The organism is Rhizobium laguerreae (assembly GCF_002008165.1).
In the GTDB taxonomy this organism is placed as follows: domain Bacteria; phylum Pseudomonadota; class Alphaproteobacteria; order Rhizobiales; family Rhizobiaceae; genus Rhizobium; species Rhizobium laguerreae.
Map to the genome: position 1 here is coordinate 20,407 of NZ_MRDM01000013.1, position 18,126 is coordinate 38,532.

The following is an 18,126-nucleotide window of genomic DNA, read 5'->3' on the forward strand; positions in this document are numbered from 1 at the left end:
GGAGGGAGGGGCCATCTATGGCGGTTATCCTCGCAACCAGCACGACGAACAACGGCTCGGCCTCCGCACGTCGGAAGCGGTTCGAATCCCCGAAGGCAGGCAAACTGCCAGTGCTAGCGCGCTCCGTTCAACCTGATCGATTACCTAATCGGCTGTCGAATTCGATCTCGATGTTCCAAGCAGCGGTAGAGGGCACGAAAGGGCCTCTTCTGTTCTATATGCTCGAGAGGTTGGATGACGTTGTCATTTGCTGGCGGTTTCGAACATCATCAGCACGATGGCAAATACGCAGAGTAGGCAGACTGACCAAGTGAACGCCGAATTCAAAAACAGCAGGGCCAGCTTTCTCATGTGACCGTGAACGTAGTCCTCGATGATGGTCCTCATCCCGATGTCCATGTGAATGGCGCTCAGGATAACGAAGGCAAGCAGGGGCGGGCCTACCCAAAAACTTCCAACGGAAAGGACGAGAAAATCGCGGTCGCGACCGAACAAGTATATCCCAAGGCCCACGATGTAAGGCGTCAGCACACCGATTGCGATGCCGGAAGCCTGCTTCAAAACATAGGCCTTCGTTCCACCGTTCGCCGATCCCAGGCCACGAACTCGTCCCAGTGGTGTTGTCATGACTACTCCAAACGTAGGCTCCGCCGCATAATGAAGCCATTCTTCCGTGCAGCCGGTCAACGTTACTGACGGCTTCGTACGAAAAGCGACAAAGCCGCATGTCCGATTTGACATTGTAGATATTCGGGGGAGGCCCATGGACGAAGTACGCGGTATGGCGGAGGGGCACATTCATGCCGTTTCCGTTTTCGATCGCGGGTTACGGGCAATGCTTAGTAGCAGTTTCTGCTTTCAGGCTGCTCGAGTGGTGCTCATCACCCGTAGGGACAGAGGCCGGCGAACCCGCGGGCGCCTGTCATCTATCAGAGCTGCTCCGTCTGCGCACCGTTATTGGCTTTGCCGGACCCAGCATTGGTTTCTGTCCAAGCGCTGCCTTCATTGGGATGGGATTGAATTCGCCTTCTCCATCCAAGGAGGAACCCTGCGACCCTGGCCGCCGACGGGATCGCTGCCATCAGCCTGAATAGCTGAATCCCTGCTTTACCATCGTGGCTGCCTCCCTATTGCCTCGTCGCGTCGTCATTATCGGGTGAGGCTTTTGGAGCAGCACTCCCAATCCTATCGCAAGCCTACGGTTCGAGTCGGCGTCACATCGGCCGCTGGTGAATATATGTATCCGCCACGGGCAAGAGATGGGGAAGCGTGGAGTACCGCAAAGAATGGTCTGAATAATTCCGGGCAAACCCACCTAGACACTCAAACCGGCGGCTGATCGTTTGTGGAAATCCTCAGGAGCGTCTGATCGGGAATCCGGTGAGCTGTTTATACTCGCGCTCTGGCATGCCGTAGGAGCCGCCGGCCATGTGCTCCAGCTTGGGTCTGTCCAGGATCCGGATATTCCCCCGCGTCGCCTTGATGGCGTGCACGCCCTCGAGGATGTGGATTTCGTTGGTGACCCCCGCACGTCGGACGCCGAGCATGAGCGAGAGGAACTCGTGGGTAAGAGGCAGATCATCGTCCCGCAACCGGTCGTGGCACATTAACAGCCATCGGGCCAGCCGCTCGGTCAAATTGTAGCGGGCATTGGCAAGTGCGGAATGGGCAAGTTGCAACTCGCAACAATGCACATATCTGAGAAGCAGGTCGTTGGCCGAAGGAACCTGTTGCGCCATCGAAAGAAGTGCGGATACCCGCACCGAAATTCCGTGCCCCTCGACCTGCATGAAGGTCCTGTTCGGGGTTTGATCGACCTTGAGGAACACATGGGCTCCGGCCATGCCTTCATATCCGATGTGCCCGACCTCCACCGCCTCGTCGTCGGCGTTGGCGGCAACCACGGACCCCAGTCCGCTCTCCAGGAAGTAGGCAGTCTCACTTGGCACATCCGGCGCGATCAGCTCGAACTTTACCGGAAGCTCGACCGATTGCATCGTCCCCCGCAGCAGATCGAATGCTTCGGGCGCAAGCGCTCTCAGAAGGAGGTTTTGAACGTTTGACTGCGAAAAGTCGGACATGGCCCAGCCTCCGGCGGATTGAGCCCGATCTCATGACGAGCAGGGCGAAGCGTCAGCAATGTTTTAGCTTATGTGCCAGACCATCTTCACAGGCCAAGAGGCGCCCGTCTTCTGTGCGGTTTTGACATTCCTAGGATGCGCCGGCGCTTGCGACGGTGAGACCAAGCTGATCCACGATTTTAACGGTGGCCGTGAATGACAGAACAATGACTGTGAAGCCGCGCTCGTCGGTGACGTTCATCAGCCATGCCGAGATGTCAGCGTCCTTCAAAAGAGCGCCCTTCAGGCGCTCGGCGATGGTCTCCACGGCTTCATGGCGGGCGCTTTGGACATCCGGGTGCTCTGAACCTACCGTGTCAATAAGCGAGATACCGTCATGAACGTTGAAGAAGTACCGCGCCATAGCTGTTGCTCCTATACAGGCAAGAGCGAAATAGCGGTCTCTCAGCCACCCGCGCCTGGATCAATGAGGGATGATGACACCCATATATCAGGTAATCACATTCTAATGTAGGCATGATCCCACCGTTGGCGGTGCGCTCGCGAATTACACGGCTGTTGGGAAGAGGGTCGCTTTGGGAGGAACAACTTGTGTCTCGGGCTCGGCGATCTGTCTTTGATGGAGCAACTCATGCCCAATATTTTTTCCACGTCCGAAGGAACAATGTCTTCGAGGAAGATCCGGAAGGTATCGACCTTGCCTAACCTGAGCAGGCAGTCCAGGAAGCAACTGCCGCCGCCCGCGAAATCTTGGCGGAAAGGATCCCTAGGCCGTCCCGCAGAGCGAAGACGTGTTCGAATTCATGACGGAAGACGGCACCTTGGTTGCCAAGGTTTCCATTCCGGTCGGTGGTGCAGTTGAACTAGCGTCCTGCGCAGGCGCCTGGTCGTTGGGATTGTCAGCAACGGACAAAGAATTGCAGGGATCAAGCATGCCGATCTTTCCAGACTGCGGCCCGCATTAGCGAAGAGCTTGGTTCGCAGGTGGGTACTCAGACGCGTGCCGAGGCTGCCGGCCCTGCCGCCTTGATCAGCGATCGACTTCGCCGAAGACGATGTCGAGGGAGCCGAGAACGGCCGAGACGTCGGCAAGCTGATGGCCGCGGCACATGAAATCCATTGCCTGCAGATGAGTAAAACCCGGTGCCCTGATCTTGCAGCGGTAGGGTGCATTCGTACCATCGGCGACAAGGTAGACCCCGAATTCACCTTTTGGCGCCTCCACGGCCGCATAGGCCTCGCCCTTAGGCACTCGGAAACCTTCGGTGTAGAGCTTGAAGTGGTGGATGAGCGCTTCCATCGACCGTTTCATCTCGCCGCGCTTCGGAGGCACGACCTTGCCGTCATTCGAGTTCACTGGGCCGGTGGACGCGCTTCCGAGCAGTAGATCGACGCACTGACTCATGATCCGCACCGACTCCCGCATTTCCTGCATACGGATGAGATAACGGTCGTAGCAGTCGCCGTTCTTGCCGATAGGAATATCGAATTCGAGGTCTGAATAACACTCGTATGGATTGGCTCGTCGAAGATCCCACGCGGCCCCCGAACCGCGGACCAGCACACCGGAGAAGCCCCAAGCCCAGGCATCTTCAAGCGAAATGACGCCGACATCAACATTGCGCTGTTTGAAGATGCGGTTGTCGGTGAGAAGCCCGCCGATATCCTCGATTGCCCCCGGAAAGTTTCGGCACCATTCGCCGATGTCTTCAACCAACTTCGGCGGGAGATCCTGATGAACCCCGCCCGGCCTGAAATAGGCGGCATGCATGCGAGAGCCGGAGGCGCGCTCATAAAAGACCATCAACTTTTCACGCTCTTCGAAACCCCAAAGGGGTGGAGTCAACGCCCCAACGTCCATCGCTTGAGTAGTGACATTCAGCAAATGAGAGAGAATACGGCTAATCTCGGCGTAGAGCACGCGGATCAGCTGCGCGCGATAAGGCACCTCAAGGCCGAGCATCTTTTCGATCGCTAAGCAATATGCGTGCTCCTGGCTCATCGGCGCGACATAGTCGAGCCGGTCGAAATAGGGCAGCGCCTGAAGATATGTCTTCTTCTCGATGAGCTTCTCGGTGCCGCGATGCAGAAGACCAATATGGGGGTCGATGCGCTCTACGATCTCCCCGTTGAGTTCCAGTACCAGCCGCAATACGCCGTGTGCGGCGGGATGCTGTGGGCCGAAATTGAGGTGGAAGTTTCGTACATCGTGCTCTGCCACTTGGTATTCTCCCTGGATCACCGCCTTTACTGCTTGGATGGGTCGGCAGCTGATTTCTCGTCGCCTGGGAGCACGTAATCGGTTCCTTCCCACGGAGAGAGGAAATCGAAGTGCCGATATTCCTGCTTGAGTTCCACGGGCTCATAAATCACGCGTTTCGCAGCGTCGTCGTAACGAACTTCGACGAACCCGGTCAGCGGGAAATCCTTGCGCAGCGGGTGTCCTTCGAAGCCGTAATCCGTCAGGATTCGGCGCAGGTCCGGATGACCGGTGAAGAGGATTCCGTACATATCCCAAGCCTCGCGCTCATACCAGTCCGCGCACGGAAAGAGCGCGCAGGCCGATGGCACCGCTGATTCTTCGTCGGTCTCGAGCTTAACCCGAAGCCTGAGGTTTCGCGTCGGAGATAGCAGATGATAGACAACATCGAAACGCTCGGCCCGGCCCGGCCAGTCGACGCCACAGATATCGAGCAGGCAGACGAAGCGGCAGTTTTCATCGTTCCTCAGGAAGCCGAGCAGCTCGATGATATGCTCCCGTCCGGTGTGAACCGTAAGCTCTCCCAACTTGAACTGATAGTCCGAGATTGCCTGCGGCAGCTTGTTGACAAGATATGATGCGAGTTCGGGAAGATGTCCGCTCAAAGGTCACTCCATGCGCGCGCTTGAAGCACTCGAACCTACAAGCGCCCCTTGGGTTCCCACTTCGGCGAGGTGACAGCGGGTTTGTCTCAACTCCCTTGACGCAGAGGGCGCCGCATCCTCGGCTGCCCGGCCAGCAGAGGGTAGGGTGGGTATGAGGCTTTGCAATGCGCTCCAACAACAAAGTGGCCGGCATTCCTTGTGACCGCTGGCAACTATGGTTGGCTGCGCTCTGACGACTGAACCACAAGAGCATCGGTTGGGTGGACACCAGCAAGCACTTCATCGAAATGACGTCGTACGCAAGAGCCGCAAGCGACACCTCGCATTCTTCCGAAATTAGCCAAGGACACGGCCGATATAACTGCGACCGAACCCCGCATAGCGGCCATTCTTGACGAAAGATCGCCCTCCCTTAGCTTCCAAGGGAGCATCGGAAGACGCCGCGAGCGCGCACGGTGGAATGTTCTCATCGAACTCAATGGTTGCCCGATGCCCAGATATTATTTCAATATCATTGCCGGAGATGGCTTCCGACAAGACTTGGAGGGAACTGAGCTTCCGAGCCTTGAGGACGCAAAAGCCGAAGCCATCGAGGACGCACGGGCGCTGATGAGCGGTGCCATTCTCCTCGGCCAAGATATCTCTTCGCGGCGGCTGGAGATTTGCAACGAGGCGGGAGACGTGTTGCTGACAGTGCTATTCAAGGACGCGATCAAGCCGGTTGCTTGAACTCCTTCACCCGCAACGGCAGCTTGAGCGCCTTTTCATATTCCCGCTCCGGAACACCGTAGCAGCCACGGCGATACGAGAAGCTTCTCGCGGCTGCGAACGCGGAGGCTCCCGCGGCTTGATCGGACGACATGTCGGCCTTTGAGAATATGGAGCTGGTCAGTCACACCTGAGGGCCGAAAACCGAGCATCAGCGACAGGAACTCATGCGTCAGGAAGGTCGTTGCCATCGAGCCGGTAACGACACATCAGAATCCATCGGGCGAGGCGTTCCTGCATGCTGCAGAACGGCCGTGTGGCACTGATCGACCGCTAGGCTGAAAGAGCTTGTGGCTAAAAAGGGCCTGCGCGTCGTATTCAGCGGCGCGGTGGACGGATGCCGGCGTTCCGCAGTCATGGCCGATATCACTGTCAATGATGAGACGCGGACGACGGCGAGTTTACCTTCAGCGAATGAAGGCTATCAAACTTCACGATCAGCAGCGTGACAAGTTCCTCGCTCGTCCTGTGTCCTTGATTATAGAGGTCGACCGCCGCGCTGCAAAGCAGCTGCATTGATTGTTCCGTTGGCGCAGCGTGATTATACCGATACCAAGTCCGAACGGCATCCGAAAGCACGTCCACGTCATCTATCTTGTGTGAGAGATTGAAGTTCGCCATATCTTCCTCCTTGAGCCTCGCAACAGCTCGCTCGGATCGCGATAAGGAAAACCGTAGTGCATTAACCTCCCAAGGCCAACCATCAGTGCGATTGCGCACGGTTGCCCCGATCCTCGGTCAAGTCAGCCCGATACGCTGCTCTAACGATTGGTGCGGAACCGCACAGGAACCGCTATCGCACGCACGCAGTTAGGGTGTGGGATCGCGGGAGGGGAAGCCATGTTCCCTTGCACAACGCCCTTTGCACTCTCAGCGATCTACCCCTCTCAGGGGATTGGCCGCGCAGAGGCAAGGTTTTGGTGTTTCCTCTCACTCAACGCCTTCGGTAACGCTCTGCGCGGCCTCCTGATTTAATTTCCACCGGTAAAGGAACAAGCGCCGCCGCCGAGAGTAAGACGAGCGGGCTACGCTTCGTTTCCTTCGCGTGGTCCTCTCCTGTAAACTTCCCTAATTAGCCCCGCCTTTTGCGCGGGGCTCTTTTCATGAGATTTTGCGGCTAGCTTTTGAGTGAGGTTGATTGAGGAACAACTTTGCTATCAAGAGGTTGGGCGGTTCTCTTGATGGAGAGAACCATGCCGAAGTATTTTTTCCACGTCCGCAGGAACGATGTCTTCGAGGAAGACGTGGAGGGTATCGACCTGGCCACACCTGAACAGGCACGCGAGGAAGCAATTGCCGCCGCCCGCGAAATCGTGGCGGAGCGGATCTGTGCCGGCCGTTCCGCAGACGGAGACGTATTCGAGATCATGACGGAAGACGGCACGTTGGTGGCAATCGTTCCCTTCTCTTCGGTCCTCAGTTGATTAGCCCTGGCGCAGGCTGAAAAGCCCTCCCAATTGTCAGAAACGGACAGAGCGTGAGATCCCCGAAACGATTGCGGTAGCTCCTCGTTGACTACTCAACATGTGGTGAAATCATGACATTCATCAGGCAGAGCAGGATTGTGAACAGATTGCTGCGCCGGTTTCCGGAGGATGCCTTCGACCTTCTGGCGCCGATACTGGAACCCATCGACCTTCCGGCCAAACATTCGCTCGTGCTGCCCCACAAACCGATCGAGCATGTCTGTTTTCTAGAAAGCGGCCTCGCCTCGATGGTTGCGGAAAGCGCCGACGGCAAAAGCGTTGAAATCCGCCACATTGGACGCGAGGGCATCGCCGGCTACCCTGTCCTCCTCGGCGTCGACCGAACCCCGAATAAGACCTTCATGCAGGTGCCGGGCCACGGGCTCCAGGTGGCCACCGAGAATTTTCTTCCGATCCTTGAACACGTTGAGGTGCGGCAGTTGCTGCTGCGCTATGTGCATACCTGCGAGCTGCAGCTTGCCCACACCGCACTGGCAGCGGCAAAATTCAACATGCATCAGCGGCTGGCCCGCTGGCTGCTCATGTGCCACGACCGCCTCGATGGCAATGATCTGGCGCTGACGCACGAATTCCTGGCTTTGATGCTGGGCGTCAGGCGGGCGGGCGTCACCGATGAGCTGCACATTCTCGAAGGCATGTACGCCATCAAATCGACACGCGGCAACGTCCGCATCCTGAACCGCGACATGCTGATTGAAATCGCCGGCGGCTGCTATGGTGTGCCGGAGCAGGAATACGACCGGCTGATAGAGAACTCGCCGCAGCCGTCGACCCTGCCCGCCCACCTAAACGGAAATCGCCATTATCATACGTTTTGAGCAGTCGCCCGAGGCGCCAAACATCGAGCCGTCCCGCACCGCAAGCATAGACCCGCGTCGTCCCCGCGCGCCAACTCCCCAAACCGGCGCCGCCAAGAGTCCCTTTTGAGGCGCACCGACCAAGGACACATGTTGTTTGGAACCGCCCCTAAATTTTTTGCTGCGGTTCGGGGTTGCCACCTTTGGAGGATAGGATGTTCGTGAAGTTGACCGGCGGCACGATTACGCGCTGGATCAACATGGACGCTGTGGTCCAGATGCGGTTCGATGAGGACAAGCATCAGACGGAATTATTCTTGCTCAGAGAGAGCGCCAGACTGGTTTTTGTCGATCAGTCTCCTGAAGAAATCCGGAAGCCAATGGACGCCGAACTCGAACGGCTATCCCAAGTCACGAATTGAAGCTTTGGGGGCCGAATGGCCGCAGACGATGAGCCGTTTACAATTCGGGCTGGTCTTCCTGAAGGACGAGATGGTTAGACCGCTGGGTTCCATAAATCGGTGTTACCCCGCAAAACGTTCCTTTCCGCAGCTGGCGAAAGTGAGAGGTAGGTCGGCGGTTCGAACCGGTTCAAGACCGGCGTTATCTCACTTCTTGGTCACGCCGCTCATGCGTTTGGTCAAAAATCCTCCACGGGCCGTCGCCGTTGGCAGAACTCGGCTATTCTACTCAAGCGATCCAGGAGCGAACTTCATGATGCGCCCGCAGGCCAGTCTTGGCCTATTGCCTCATTGGCCTGCTCATGAGGTTGACACCACCTTGATATCGCCCCGGCGATCGATGACGTCGACGACTACACCCCGCCCCGATCGACACAGTGCGACGTCAACCGAGCAATTCGAAAGCCGCAGGTTCCGCAGCATGACATCCTCCAGGAAAGATGGCAGGGTAGGCTCGCCAAAACTGACCTGCCGACCACGCGGGTCGAAGTCCAGGCCCAAGCACGATTGCAGCAGTGACAGAGGAGCCGCTGCTGCCCAAGCTTGCGGAGCACAGGCGACCGGGTAGAAGGTCGGCCCCTGAGCCCGCTGGCGCGACATTCCGCAAAAGAGTTCTGGAAGTCGGCGCAGGTCGATATAGGTCGACGCAGCGAACAAGCCCTCGAAGATCCGCGCCGCTTCAGCGCGGTAGCCGTAGCGTGCAAGGCCGCTGGCGATCATGGCGTTGTCATGCGGCCAGATCGAGCCGTTGTGATAGCTCATCGGATTGTAGCGAGCCTCGGTCGAGGGGATGGTGCGGACGCCCCAGCCGCAGAAGGAAGAAGCCCCCATCAACGTGCGAGCGACCACTTCGGCCCGTTCCGGGTAGGCAATGCCGGTAAACAATGAATGGCCGGCATTCGAGGAGCGAACCCGGCAGGGGCGCTTGTCACCGTCGAGCGCCAGTACATAGGTGCCAATCTCCTCGTCGAAAAAACTGATGTCGAAGAGACGGCGCAAGGCATCTGCTCTTGCAAGGAATTTCGCCGCCCGCTCGGGCCGGCCAAGCCGTCTAAAAATCTCGGCTCCCGCCTGCCAAGCGCCATAGACGTACGCTTGAACCTCAGCAATCGCGATTGGCCCTTTGGCAAGCGTCCCGTCGGCATGGAAGACAGAATCGTGGCTGTCCTTCCATGCCTGGTTGATCAGCCCTTCTTCGGTCAGCCTCCCATACTCGACGAATCCGTCTCCGTCGCGATCGCCGTGCTCGTCGATCCAGGTCAGCGCCGCCTCGATATTGGGCAGGATAGTTTCGAGGGTGGCAAGGTCGTCGGTCCGCTCGAGATATTCCCCTGCCAGCATCACGAACAGTGGCGTCGCATCGATGCTGCCGTAATAGCGGCGGAAAGGAACCTCGCCGAGCTCGGCCATTTCGCCGTAGCGCACCTCGTGCAAAATCTTGCCGGGCTCTGCATCCGCGGCCGGATTGAATTCCGTCGCCTGATTGGCCGCCAGATGGCAAAGAACACCGCGCGCAATCTCCGGGTCTAGCCACAAGGTCTGGAGGGCTGTGATGAGGGCATCGCGGCCGAAGACTGTGCTGAACCACGGGATACCGGCATAGGGATAAGGGCCTTCCGGCGTGTCCGTCATCAGCATGTACAGGTCGGAGACACTGCGTCGTGCCACCTCGTTGAATATCTCGTTCGACGTGACAATCGACGCCGCACGCGAGGACGACGATCGCAACGCGCGGCGGGCGTCCCGGAGAGCAAGGAAAAAGGAAAGGTAGTTTGATTCACAGGCTTCCGCTTGGTCGCAGCCGACCTCGATAAACAGCGATCGGGTTTCGTGGGGTGCAAGGCGAAGATCATAAACGGCAAGATCGCTGGCCAACCTAGCAGGAACGGGGTCGAAAGACAGACGCGTCGTGCGTTTTCGTAGGTCGAGTCCCAGGTAGGAAATAAGTATGCTGCCCGTCTCGATCACGGCTGGGAGAGAGCGCCCCTTCCTTGCCCTGACGGTTCCCCGGACCTCGAAAAGGTCGGCGAAATCCGCCCCAAATACGATCTCGATACGGACTTGCTGGGGCCGCTCGTCATAGTTCTTGACTGTCAGCCGCTCATAGCAGCGGCTATTCCAAAGGAAGCGGGTCCTGCGCAGATGGATAAGGTCATGCGCGAGGGTAAGCTTGCCATTGTCATCGAAGAGGTCCGGATTGGTGAGGTCACAGGTCAGCGTCGCGTTATCGTCACGGAGTGACGACGACAGCAGGATCGGCCGCTTGCCGTTGATCGTCAGGGAGAGGTGCGAGAGATATCGCGTGTCCCGGTGAAACAGGCCTTCCGGGCTGCCGGGTCCCGAAAGCGCGTCGCCGTTATGGTCGAAGACAGCGAAAGTATCGCCGTGTTTCAAGGTGCGCGGCCGCCGCTCCTGCAGCGAAGCGGTGGCCGGAATGAAAAACTGCGCAACAGGCGACGACTGCGTTGATTTCGCCGGCACCCCGTTGGTGGTTGTCAGCGCGATCGACATGGCTTCTCCCTATGCGACGACTTGCAGATCAGGAACCGTCCTGTTGGGCCGGCGCATGCGTGCGGCCTCGGTGCGCCCCCCCGGAAGACTGCGATAGATATCGAGATAGTCGGACGCCATGCGCTTTGCCGAGAAACGCTTCTCAAAGGTCTCGCGCACTTTGCGGCGATCCATTCGCAGCGCCCACTCGATGTTTTCCACCGCTTCCGTGACAGTATCGACGATGATGCCGGAGAGCCCGGAGTCGACCACTTCAGGCACCGAGCCGCAGTTAAAGGCGATAACGGGGGTCCCGCATGCCATGGCCTCGATCATGACCAGCCCAAAAGGCTCAGGCCAGTCGATGGGGAAAAGCAGGGCACCCGCATTGCCGAGAAATTCCGCCTTCTGATGTTCGTTGATCTCTCCGATGAACTCGACATTCGGATGGCTCTTGACCATCGGCTCAATCACCGCTTGCCAGTATGCTTTGTCCGCATTGTCGATCTTCGCAGCCATCTTCAGTGGCATTCCGACTTTCGCCGCGATCTGGATCGCCCGGTCCGGTCGCTTTTCCGGCGAGATGCGGCCTAGGAAGGCCAAATAGTTTCCTTTTGGCTGCGCGGTGAAGGGCAGGCCATCCGCAGCAAGCCCGTGATAGACCGTCCCGGCCCAGTTAACCGGCGGCATGGGCCGGCGCTGGTCATTGGAGATCGACACCAGCGGAATATCGGGGAACGCCTTGTAGAAGGGCCGGAGATCCGGCAGGTCCAGCCGCCCGTGCAGCGTCGTGACGGTGCGATCGGCAAAATCGCGGATCAGCGGGAAATGCAAGAGATCGATATGAAAGTGAAGGACGTCAAATTCGTGCGCCCGGCGGCGGACCTCTTCCAGCATCACCACCTGATGCGGCAAGTGGTCCTTGACGGCCGGATTGAGCCGCAAAGCGACGTCCGAGCAGGGCACCAGCCTGGCATTGGTGACGGAATCGCCGGTGGCAAAGAGGGTGACGTCGTGACCCTGCCGAACCAGCTCGTCCGTCAGGTATGAAACAATACGCTCGGTGCCGCCGTACAGCTTGGGCGGGACACTTTCAGCAAGTGGCGCGATCTGGGCGATCTTCATCGGCAAAACCTCCTCAATTGAGCAAAGAGTCGACGGTAAAAATCAGATCCGCATCCTCGGTAAGGCATGCGGCAGATTAAGCGGTTTCTACATTTCCAATGGCTCCCGGCGGCGGTCTCCTCTCCAGTAGCTACACAGGCCCAGGCCACTGAGCCGGCGTGCTTGTGGTCTGCGGCGATGGATCCTTTGGACATTACAGACAACTGATGACCCTTGCTCTCCAGTGCGCATATCGTCCTGGTCCAGATATTTCAGCGCCTGGATGATCTCGTCGTAGGAGACCGCTTCAGCCGTGCCAGGGTAAAGTCGGAGGGCGGGTATGGATTCGATCGCGAACATATCGGAGGCCCACGAAGCAAGAATGGCCCGCTTCTCTTGCTTGCTAATGTCCCCGGCGGCAAGCACGTCCCGCGGGTGATTGAAATGCCTGGCCGGATGAAGCAATTGGGCGGCACTGATGGCCGCAGTGGGTTGCTCCGGAAGGGCGTTGTCGATGTCCTTTCTCATAGTTGGCTCCATTGATGTTGCTCGACGGAACGGGTGATAGGGAAATGTGAGGGAAGGCCCGCGCTGGCGGACTGCGCGAGCCTTCCCGTCGGCCTTAGAAGTCCATGCCGGCGCCAGCGGGTACCGCCGGAGCGGCGTCCTTCTTCGGCTTCTCGGCGATCATGGCTTCGGTCGTCACCAGCAGACCGGCGACCGAGGCGGCATCCTGCAGCGCGGTGCGCACCACTTTGGCAGGATCGATGACGCCCTGAGTGTAAAGATCGCCGTATTCGCCGGTCTGGGCATTCCAACCGAAGGAGTGGTCAGTCTTTTCGCGCAGCTTGCCGACGATGATTGAACCTTCGGCTCCGGCGTTCTCTGCGATCTGGCGGACTGGCGCCTCGATCGCGCGACGGACGATGTCGATCCCGACACGCTGATCGTCATTGGCCGTGGGAAGACCGTCCAGCGCCTTGGCCGCACGCAGCAGGGCGACACCGCCGCCCGGCAGGATACCTTCCTCGACGGCAGCACGGGTGGCATGCAGCGCGTCATCGACTCGGTCTTTCTTCTCCTTCACTTCCACTTCGGTGGAACCACCGACACGGATCACGGCCACACCGCCAGCGAGCTTGGCAAGGCGCTCCTGCAGCTTCTCGCGATCATAATCGGACGTCGTTTCTTCGATCTGGGCACGAATCTGCGCCACACGGCCGTCAATCTCCGACCTGGAGCCGACACCATCGATGATGGTGGTGTTTTCCTTCTCGATCGCCACCTTCTTGGCGCGGCCGAGCATCTCAAGCGTCACGTTTTCAAGCTTGATGCCCACGTCTTCGGAAATGACAGTGCCGCCCGTCAGGATCGCGATATCTTCCAGCATGGCCTTGCGGCGGTCACCGAAGCCAGGCGCCTTGACCGCAGCGATCTTCAGGCCGCCACGCAGTTTGTTGACGACAAGTGTTGCGAGCGCTTCCCCTTCCACGTCCTCGGCAATGATCAGCAGAGGCTTACCCGATTTCACCACAGCCTCCAACACTGGCAGCATTGCCTGGAGATTGGAGAGCTTCTTCTCATGGATGAGAATATATGGCTCTTCGAGCTCGACCCGCATCTTGTCCTGGTTGGTGACAAAATAGGGAGACAGATAACCGCGGTCGAACTGCATGCCTTCGACGACTTCCAGCTCGGTCTCGGCGGTCTTGGCTTCCTCGACGGTGATGACGCCTTCGTTGCCGACCTTCTCCATCGCCTCGGCGAGATATTTACCGATCTCCTCGTCGCCATTGGCTGAGATGGTGCCGACCTGGGCTATTTCGGAATTGCTGGTGATCTTGCGGGCATTCGCCTTCAGTTCCTTGACGACGGCGTCAACGGCAATGTCGATACCGCGCTTCAGGTCCATCGGGTTCATGCCGGATGCCACCGCCTTGGCGCCTTCCTTGACGATCGCCTGGGCAAGAACAGTCGCGGTGGTGGTGCCGTCACCGGCCAGATCATTGGTTTTCGATGCCACCTCGCGCAGCATCTGGGCGCCCATGTTCTCGAACTTGTCTTCCAGCTCGATTTCCTTGGCGACGGAAACGCCGTCCTTGGTGATGCGTGGTGCACCGAACGACTTGTCGATGACGACGTTGCGACCCTTCGGGCCGAGCGTCACCTTCACGGCATTGGCGAGAACGTCGACACCGCGCAACATGCGTTCACGGGCATCGGTGTTGAATTTGACTTCTTTCGCAGCCATTTGTTCACTCCTTCAATAGGCAGCTTTTTGACTGATAAGCGGAGCGCGCGCCTTACGCGGCCTGCTTCTTTTCGGCCTGGGCGTCGATGATGCCCATCACGTCACTTTCCTTCATGATCAGCAGGTCTTCGCCATTGATCTTGATCTCGGTGCCGGACCATTTGCCGAACAGGATGCGGTCACCGGCCTTGACGTCAAGGGCCTGAATCTGACCGGCGTCATTGCGGGCGCCGGACCCGACGGCGATGACTTCGCCTTCCTGCGGCTTTTCCTTGGCAGTATCAGGAATAATAATTCCGCCTCTGGTCTTTTCTTCGGATTGGACCCGGCGGACGAGAATGCGATCGTGAAGCGGTCTGAACGACATGTTTTCCTCCATGGACAAACAAGATGACGTTAATCCCCGAGCCGGACCGGATGACCAGTTCGGGCGGGTGCGAAGCCTCTCTGAGCACTTCGCGCAGAAAATTTATTTTCGAGATTTTCCGATTTCAAGAGGGTCTTGAAGGAAAATTAGCACTCTCCCGCGTCGGCTGCTAACATGCTGGAACGGAACAATAAATGAAGTCAAAAGTTTGCAAATTGATTGATGACACAGCGGACTTGCGTCATCCTTCCGCCCGTTATGAAAAGGAGATGAAGCATGCAGTTTTCTTCGGATCTTGAGCGGCAACTCAACGGTTATGGACTCACCACAGCGCATATCCTTTATCGCGTTCCCGATTTCGAAACCGTCCTGCAGACCTATGTCTGGCAGGACTACGATCTGGCGCCGGATTTCCCCCACATGCAGAAGTTCCTCGACTATTGGCAGGCCAATCTCGATGGGCCTCTGCACTCAGTCCGGTATACGCATCAGCGTCTCGTCGGTCCGAACGAATGGCGGCGCGTCGACGGCGAATTCAAGCTGCACTGACTGTTGAATGCCGATTTTTCTCTTCCTAATTCTCCGGGCGATCGAGGCTCGACGAGCTCGGTCGCTAACGAACGTCTGTTTAGAGTGAGACGGATATGGAAGAGCAGATCGGGAATATAGGGGACCTCAGCATCGAGGAACGGGAAGACGTCTTCGTCGACGTCGCTACTGCCCTCGAGGGCACGGCACGTGAAGCCTTTGTTGAAGGTAACCGCCACTTAGCAGCGCTTTCCGCCAATATGGCGCAAGCGATCCGCGTCAACGCCGATGAGCTGGCGCGCGACGATTTGAGAAATACCAAGCGCATTTTACAGCAAGCAGCCGCCATGATTTCGCAGTTCAACGCGACGCACCCGTATCGTATTGTCGGTCACGCCGTCCACTAGGCGCTGCTTCGTTGATCCAGGCGCAGGCCTGGGCGGTTGCTCTGAAGTGCAAGAGCGCGGCGGCGGTAAGAGCTATAACGAACGGGCGTCAAAATCTTTATCCAGGGCGGCACGCAAGCGTTGCTTCACCGCTGGAGCCTCGTTGCCCACAGCCGAGATGAGGTCGCGCGCATGATCATGCGAAGACCGTGAAGCTGATCGACGAGATCCATGATGACGTCGATGCCGGCCTCGTTGACGTCCACGCCGTTTGTCAGGCACCGCTTCTTCACCCGCGACGGTGACGACATGCGCCTTGAACTGCCAGTCCCGCTTAGCGAAGCCGTGCTCAGAGGCAAGGTACGTGTGACGACACCCTCCGGTGCCGTTGATCTGGCGCTGCCGCCCAATTCCAGCAGCGGCAAGGTCTTGCGCATCAAGGGCAAGGGTGTGCCGCGCGGGAATGGCGGCGCCGGCGACGTCTATGTGACTTTGAAGATCGTGCTGCCCAACGGTCCCGACGAAGAGCTAGCCAGCTTCATGAAACGTTGGTGAAGCTGCGCTCAGCCAATTTCACTCGGTGGGCATTCGCCTGTCGAGTTTGAATCAGTGAGGAGTTGGCTTGCCTCGCGATACCCATCTACTTTGGCCGTGTGATGCCTCGCCTTTTACACGTCAAGCATACTGACCGCCTCGTTTTTCTGACCCCACATGTCGACATTCAGTGAGTGAATCGGTTCAGCTGGAAAAATCCCCCATCCGCCCAGTCGTGCTGCGTCTGGCTGGCTTGGGCGCATCTCGAACCCGGCGCTCCAAGGTTGGAGCGTTGCCATTTATCATCGGGCACGTCACATTGCCGCCGCTACAGGAGGAGTTCGATGCACACTGGAAGCGCCAAAGCAGACCGGAACCTTGCCGGACGCAGGGAATGGATCGGCGTGTGCGTGCTCTCGATTGCCTGTCTCATCTATTCGATGGATCTGTCCATCCTGTTCCTGGCTATTCCTGCGATCGTCGCAGATCTCGACCCGTCGGCCTCCGAACTCCTTTGGATCAATGACATCTACGGCTTCATGGTAGCCGGCTTCCTGGTTACGATGGGCACGTTGGGAGATCGGATCGGTCGTCGCCGCGTGCTGCTGATAGGAGCCGCCGCCTTCGGCGTCGCCTCGGCGCTTGCGGCCTTTTCTACTACCGCACAACAGCTCATCGTGTCGCGGGCGTTCCTCGGCATTGCCGGGGCGACGATCGCACCTTCGACATTGTCTCTGATTGTCAACCTATTCACCAATGAGGCGGAGCGTAACCGTGCCATCGGCATTTGGGGCACCGCTTTCGCCCTCGGTGGCCTGATCGGGCCGCTTCTAGGCGGCTTTCTGCTGCAATATTTCCACTGGGGCGCTGTTTTTCTCATCAACATCCCAGTCATGTTCATCCTGCTGATCGCAGCTCCCATCCTGCTACCGGAATACAAGAGCGAGGACGGCGCCAGGCTTGACCTCCTGAGCGTACTACTGTCGCTTGCTACCGTGCTGCCAATCATCTACGGCTTCAAGCACGTGGCCGCAGACGGTTTTGACATTCGTCATCTACTGCCCATAGGCGGCGGGCTCGTTGTCGGCTGGCTGTTCTTGCGCCGTCAGAAAACCCTGCCAGATCCCCTGATCGATCTGAAGCTCTTTGCTCTGCCCGCCTTCACGGCCTCGCTTCTGGTAAACCTTGCCGGGATGTTCTTCGTGTTCGGCGTCTTTCTCTATCAGAACCTGTTCCTCCAGTTCGTGCTTGGCCTCACACCGCTCGAAGCGGCCCTCTGGTCGGTTCCCTCGTCAATCGTCTTCACAGTCATGTCCTTGCAAGCCTATCGGTTCACCAACCATTTCGGCCCGGTCCGCACCGTATTGCTGGGCCTGGTGATAAACTCTGCGGGCATGTTGCTTATGTCGGTCGCCGCCTATTGCGAAAGCCTATTCGGAGTTCTCGGCGCAACCATGGTGATCGCCGTCGGTTTCGTGCCGGTCGTGCTGACGACAACCGGCCTAATCGTCGGAAGCGCGCCGCCCGAAAATTCGGGCTCCGCTTCGGCGATTTCAGAGACAAGTGCCGAATTCGGAGGCGCGCTCGGCATCGCATTGCTCGGCAGCCTCGGCACCTTGATCTATCGCATGCTGATGGCCGGGGTGAATGTTGCCGGGCTCGATGCCGCTGAGAGGGCAGCGGTGAAAACGACGATCGGTGGCGCCGTCGAAACCGCAAGGGCGCTTCAAGACAGCGCTGTCCCGGCCTGGCTCGAAGCGGCCCGCCAGTCTTTCTCAATAGGCTTTGCTAGCTGTTGCCTACTTGCGACGGTGACGCTGCTCGTGCTTGCGGTCATGGCCCGAAAGATCTATGCCCGCGAAAATATCGATGAGCAGACCGTTGCGTCTGCCCATTGAGAAAAAAAGTCGTTACCTCGCCTCCACCCCGTAATCGGGCGTTGTCGAAGAGTCCGTGGTCATTCAATAGTTCATGAGTCGCATTACGCTGCAACGGCTGCTTTTTCAG

Annotated in this window: 18 protein-coding genes and 2 pseudogenes; 8 read left to right on the forward strand and 12 right to left on the reverse strand. The window is 58.3% G+C overall.

The annotated features are described in order from the left end of the window. Positions 1–243: 243 nt before the first annotated feature. From sdhD to BS630_RS15455, 5 genes are all read right to left on the reverse strand, one after another. Positions 244–627 carry a succinate dehydrogenase, hydrophobic membrane anchor protein gene (sdhD, locus tag BS630_RS15430; RefSeq protein WP_077978114.1) on the reverse strand — a complete coding sequence of 128 codons (384 nt, stop codon included), beginning with the start codon at positions 625–627 and terminating at the stop codon, positions 244–246. A gap of 728 nt (positions 628–1,355) precedes the next feature. Continuing rightward, entirely contained in the window at positions 1,356–2,081 is a 726-nt protein-coding gene (locus tag BS630_RS15435) for a Crp/Fnr family transcriptional regulator (protein WP_003555009.1), read from the reverse strand. A 130-nt stretch (positions 2,082–2,211) separates the two neighbouring features. Continuing rightward, positions 2,212–2,484 (reverse strand): DUF6894 family protein, encoded by a 273-nt coding sequence (locus BS630_RS15440; RefSeq protein WP_077978115.1) that lies wholly within the window; start codon positions 2,482–2,484, stop codon positions 2,212–2,214. A gap of 627 nt (positions 2,485–3,111) precedes the next feature. Beyond that, positions 3,112–4,302: an NADH-quinone oxidoreductase subunit D gene (locus tag BS630_RS15450; RefSeq protein WP_025395793.1), complete on the reverse strand. Its 1,191-nt coding sequence runs from the start codon at positions 4,300–4,302 to the stop codon at positions 3,112–3,114. A 26-nt stretch (positions 4,303–4,328) separates the two neighbouring features. Continuing rightward, complete coding sequence (locus BS630_RS15455) at positions 4,329–4,946, reverse strand: NADH-quinone oxidoreductase subunit C (RefSeq protein ID WP_077978116.1); 618 nt, start codon at positions 4,944–4,946, stop codon at positions 4,329–4,331. A 489-nt stretch (positions 4,947–5,435) separates the two neighbouring features. Here BS630_RS15455 and BS630_RS38670 point away from each other — a divergent pair, with 489 nt between their 5' ends. Beyond that, the gene (locus BS630_RS38670) at positions 5,436–5,675 is read left to right on the forward strand and encodes a DUF6894 family protein (RefSeq protein WP_077978117.1); all 240 of its coding nucleotides are present in this window, start codon (positions 5,436–5,438) and stop codon (positions 5,673–5,675) included. On the opposite strand, the pseudogene BS630_RS37995 reads toward BS630_RS38670, so the two are convergent. Together BS630_RS37995 and BS630_RS15470 are read right to left on the reverse strand one after the other, a co-directional pair. Next, a pseudogene (locus tag BS630_RS37995) lies at positions 5,659–5,957 on the reverse strand (helix-turn-helix domain-containing protein); the annotation flags it as partial. The gene BS630_RS38670 and the pseudogene BS630_RS37995 sit on opposite strands and share 17 nt — an antisense overlap. 129 nt (positions 5,958–6,086) lie before the next feature. Then, positions 6,087–6,335 carry a hypothetical protein gene (locus BS630_RS15470; RefSeq protein WP_012760511.1) on the reverse strand — a complete coding sequence of 83 codons (249 nt, stop codon included), beginning with the start codon at positions 6,333–6,335 and terminating at the stop codon, positions 6,087–6,089. Positions 6,336–6,907: 572 nt separating this feature from the next. On the opposite strand from BS630_RS15470, the gene BS630_RS15475 reads away from it, so the two are divergent. The 3 genes from BS630_RS15475 to BS630_RS15485 all read left to right on the forward strand — a co-directional run bounded on the left by BS630_RS15475 (position 6,908) and on the right by BS630_RS15485 (position 8,420). Then, on the forward strand, positions 6,908–7,138 hold the full coding sequence (locus BS630_RS15475) for a DUF6894 family protein (protein ID WP_012760510.1): 231 nt from the start codon (positions 6,908–6,910) through the stop codon (positions 7,136–7,138). Positions 7,139–7,251: 113 nt separating this feature from the next. Continuing rightward, positions 7,252–8,019: a Crp/Fnr family transcriptional regulator gene (locus BS630_RS15480; RefSeq protein WP_077978118.1), complete on the forward strand. Its 768-nt coding sequence runs from the start codon at positions 7,252–7,254 to the stop codon at positions 8,017–8,019. 194 nt (positions 8,020–8,213) lie between these two features. Next, positions 8,214–8,420 carry a hypothetical protein gene (locus BS630_RS15485; RefSeq protein WP_003555701.1) on the forward strand — a complete coding sequence of 69 codons (207 nt, stop codon included), beginning with the start codon at positions 8,214–8,216 and terminating at the stop codon, positions 8,418–8,420. Positions 8,421–8,759: 339 nt separating this feature from the next. On the opposite strand, the gene BS630_RS15490 is transcribed toward BS630_RS15485, so the two are convergent. From BS630_RS15490 to groES, 5 genes are all read right to left on the reverse strand, one after another. After that, a complete protein-coding gene (locus BS630_RS15490) occupies positions 8,760–10,970 on the reverse strand; it encodes an amylo-alpha-1,6-glucosidase (RefSeq protein WP_077978119.1) in 2,211 nt (736 codons plus the stop codon). Between the two features lie 9 nt (positions 10,971–10,979). Continuing rightward, on the reverse strand, positions 10,980–12,074 hold the full coding sequence (locus BS630_RS15495; protein WP_077978120.1) for a glycosyltransferase family 4 protein: 1,095 nt from the start codon (positions 12,072–12,074) through the stop codon (positions 10,980–10,982). An 87-nt stretch (positions 12,075–12,161) separates the two neighbouring features. Beyond that, the gene (locus BS630_RS15500) at positions 12,162–12,581 is read right to left on the reverse strand and encodes a hypothetical protein (RefSeq protein ID WP_077978121.1); all 420 of its coding nucleotides are present in this window, start codon (positions 12,579–12,581) and stop codon (positions 12,162–12,164) included. 94 nt (positions 12,582–12,675) lie between these two features. Beyond that, a complete protein-coding gene (gene groL, locus BS630_RS15505; RefSeq protein ID WP_025398003.1) occupies positions 12,676–14,304 on the reverse strand; it encodes a chaperonin GroEL in 1,629 nt (542 codons plus the stop codon). Positions 14,305–14,356: 52 nt separating this feature from the next. Next, on the reverse strand, positions 14,357–14,671 hold the full coding sequence (gene groES, locus BS630_RS15510) for a co-chaperone GroES (RefSeq protein ID WP_003551321.1): 315 nt from the start codon (positions 14,669–14,671) through the stop codon (positions 14,357–14,359). A 276-nt stretch (positions 14,672–14,947) separates the two neighbouring features. Between groES and BS630_RS15515 the strand changes: the two genes are divergently transcribed. From BS630_RS15515 to BS630_RS15530, 4 genes and pseudogenes are all read left to right on the forward strand, one after another. After that, complete coding sequence (locus BS630_RS15515; RefSeq protein WP_025398002.1) at positions 14,948–15,220, forward strand: usg protein; 273 nt, start codon at positions 14,948–14,950, stop codon at positions 15,218–15,220. A gap of 95 nt (positions 15,221–15,315) precedes the next feature. Further along, complete coding sequence (locus BS630_RS15520; protein WP_077978122.1) at positions 15,316–15,606, forward strand: hypothetical protein; 291 nt, start codon at positions 15,316–15,318, stop codon at positions 15,604–15,606. Between the two features lie 258 nt (positions 15,607–15,864). Next, a pseudogene (locus BS630_RS15525) lies at positions 15,865–16,140 on the forward strand (DnaJ C-terminal domain-containing protein); the annotation flags it as partial. A gap of 323 nt (positions 16,141–16,463) precedes the next feature. Next, on the forward strand, positions 16,464–18,017 hold the full coding sequence (locus BS630_RS15530; protein WP_077978124.1) for an MFS transporter: 1,554 nt from the start codon (positions 16,464–16,466) through the stop codon (positions 18,015–18,017). Positions 18,018–18,126 lie beyond the last annotated feature (109 nt).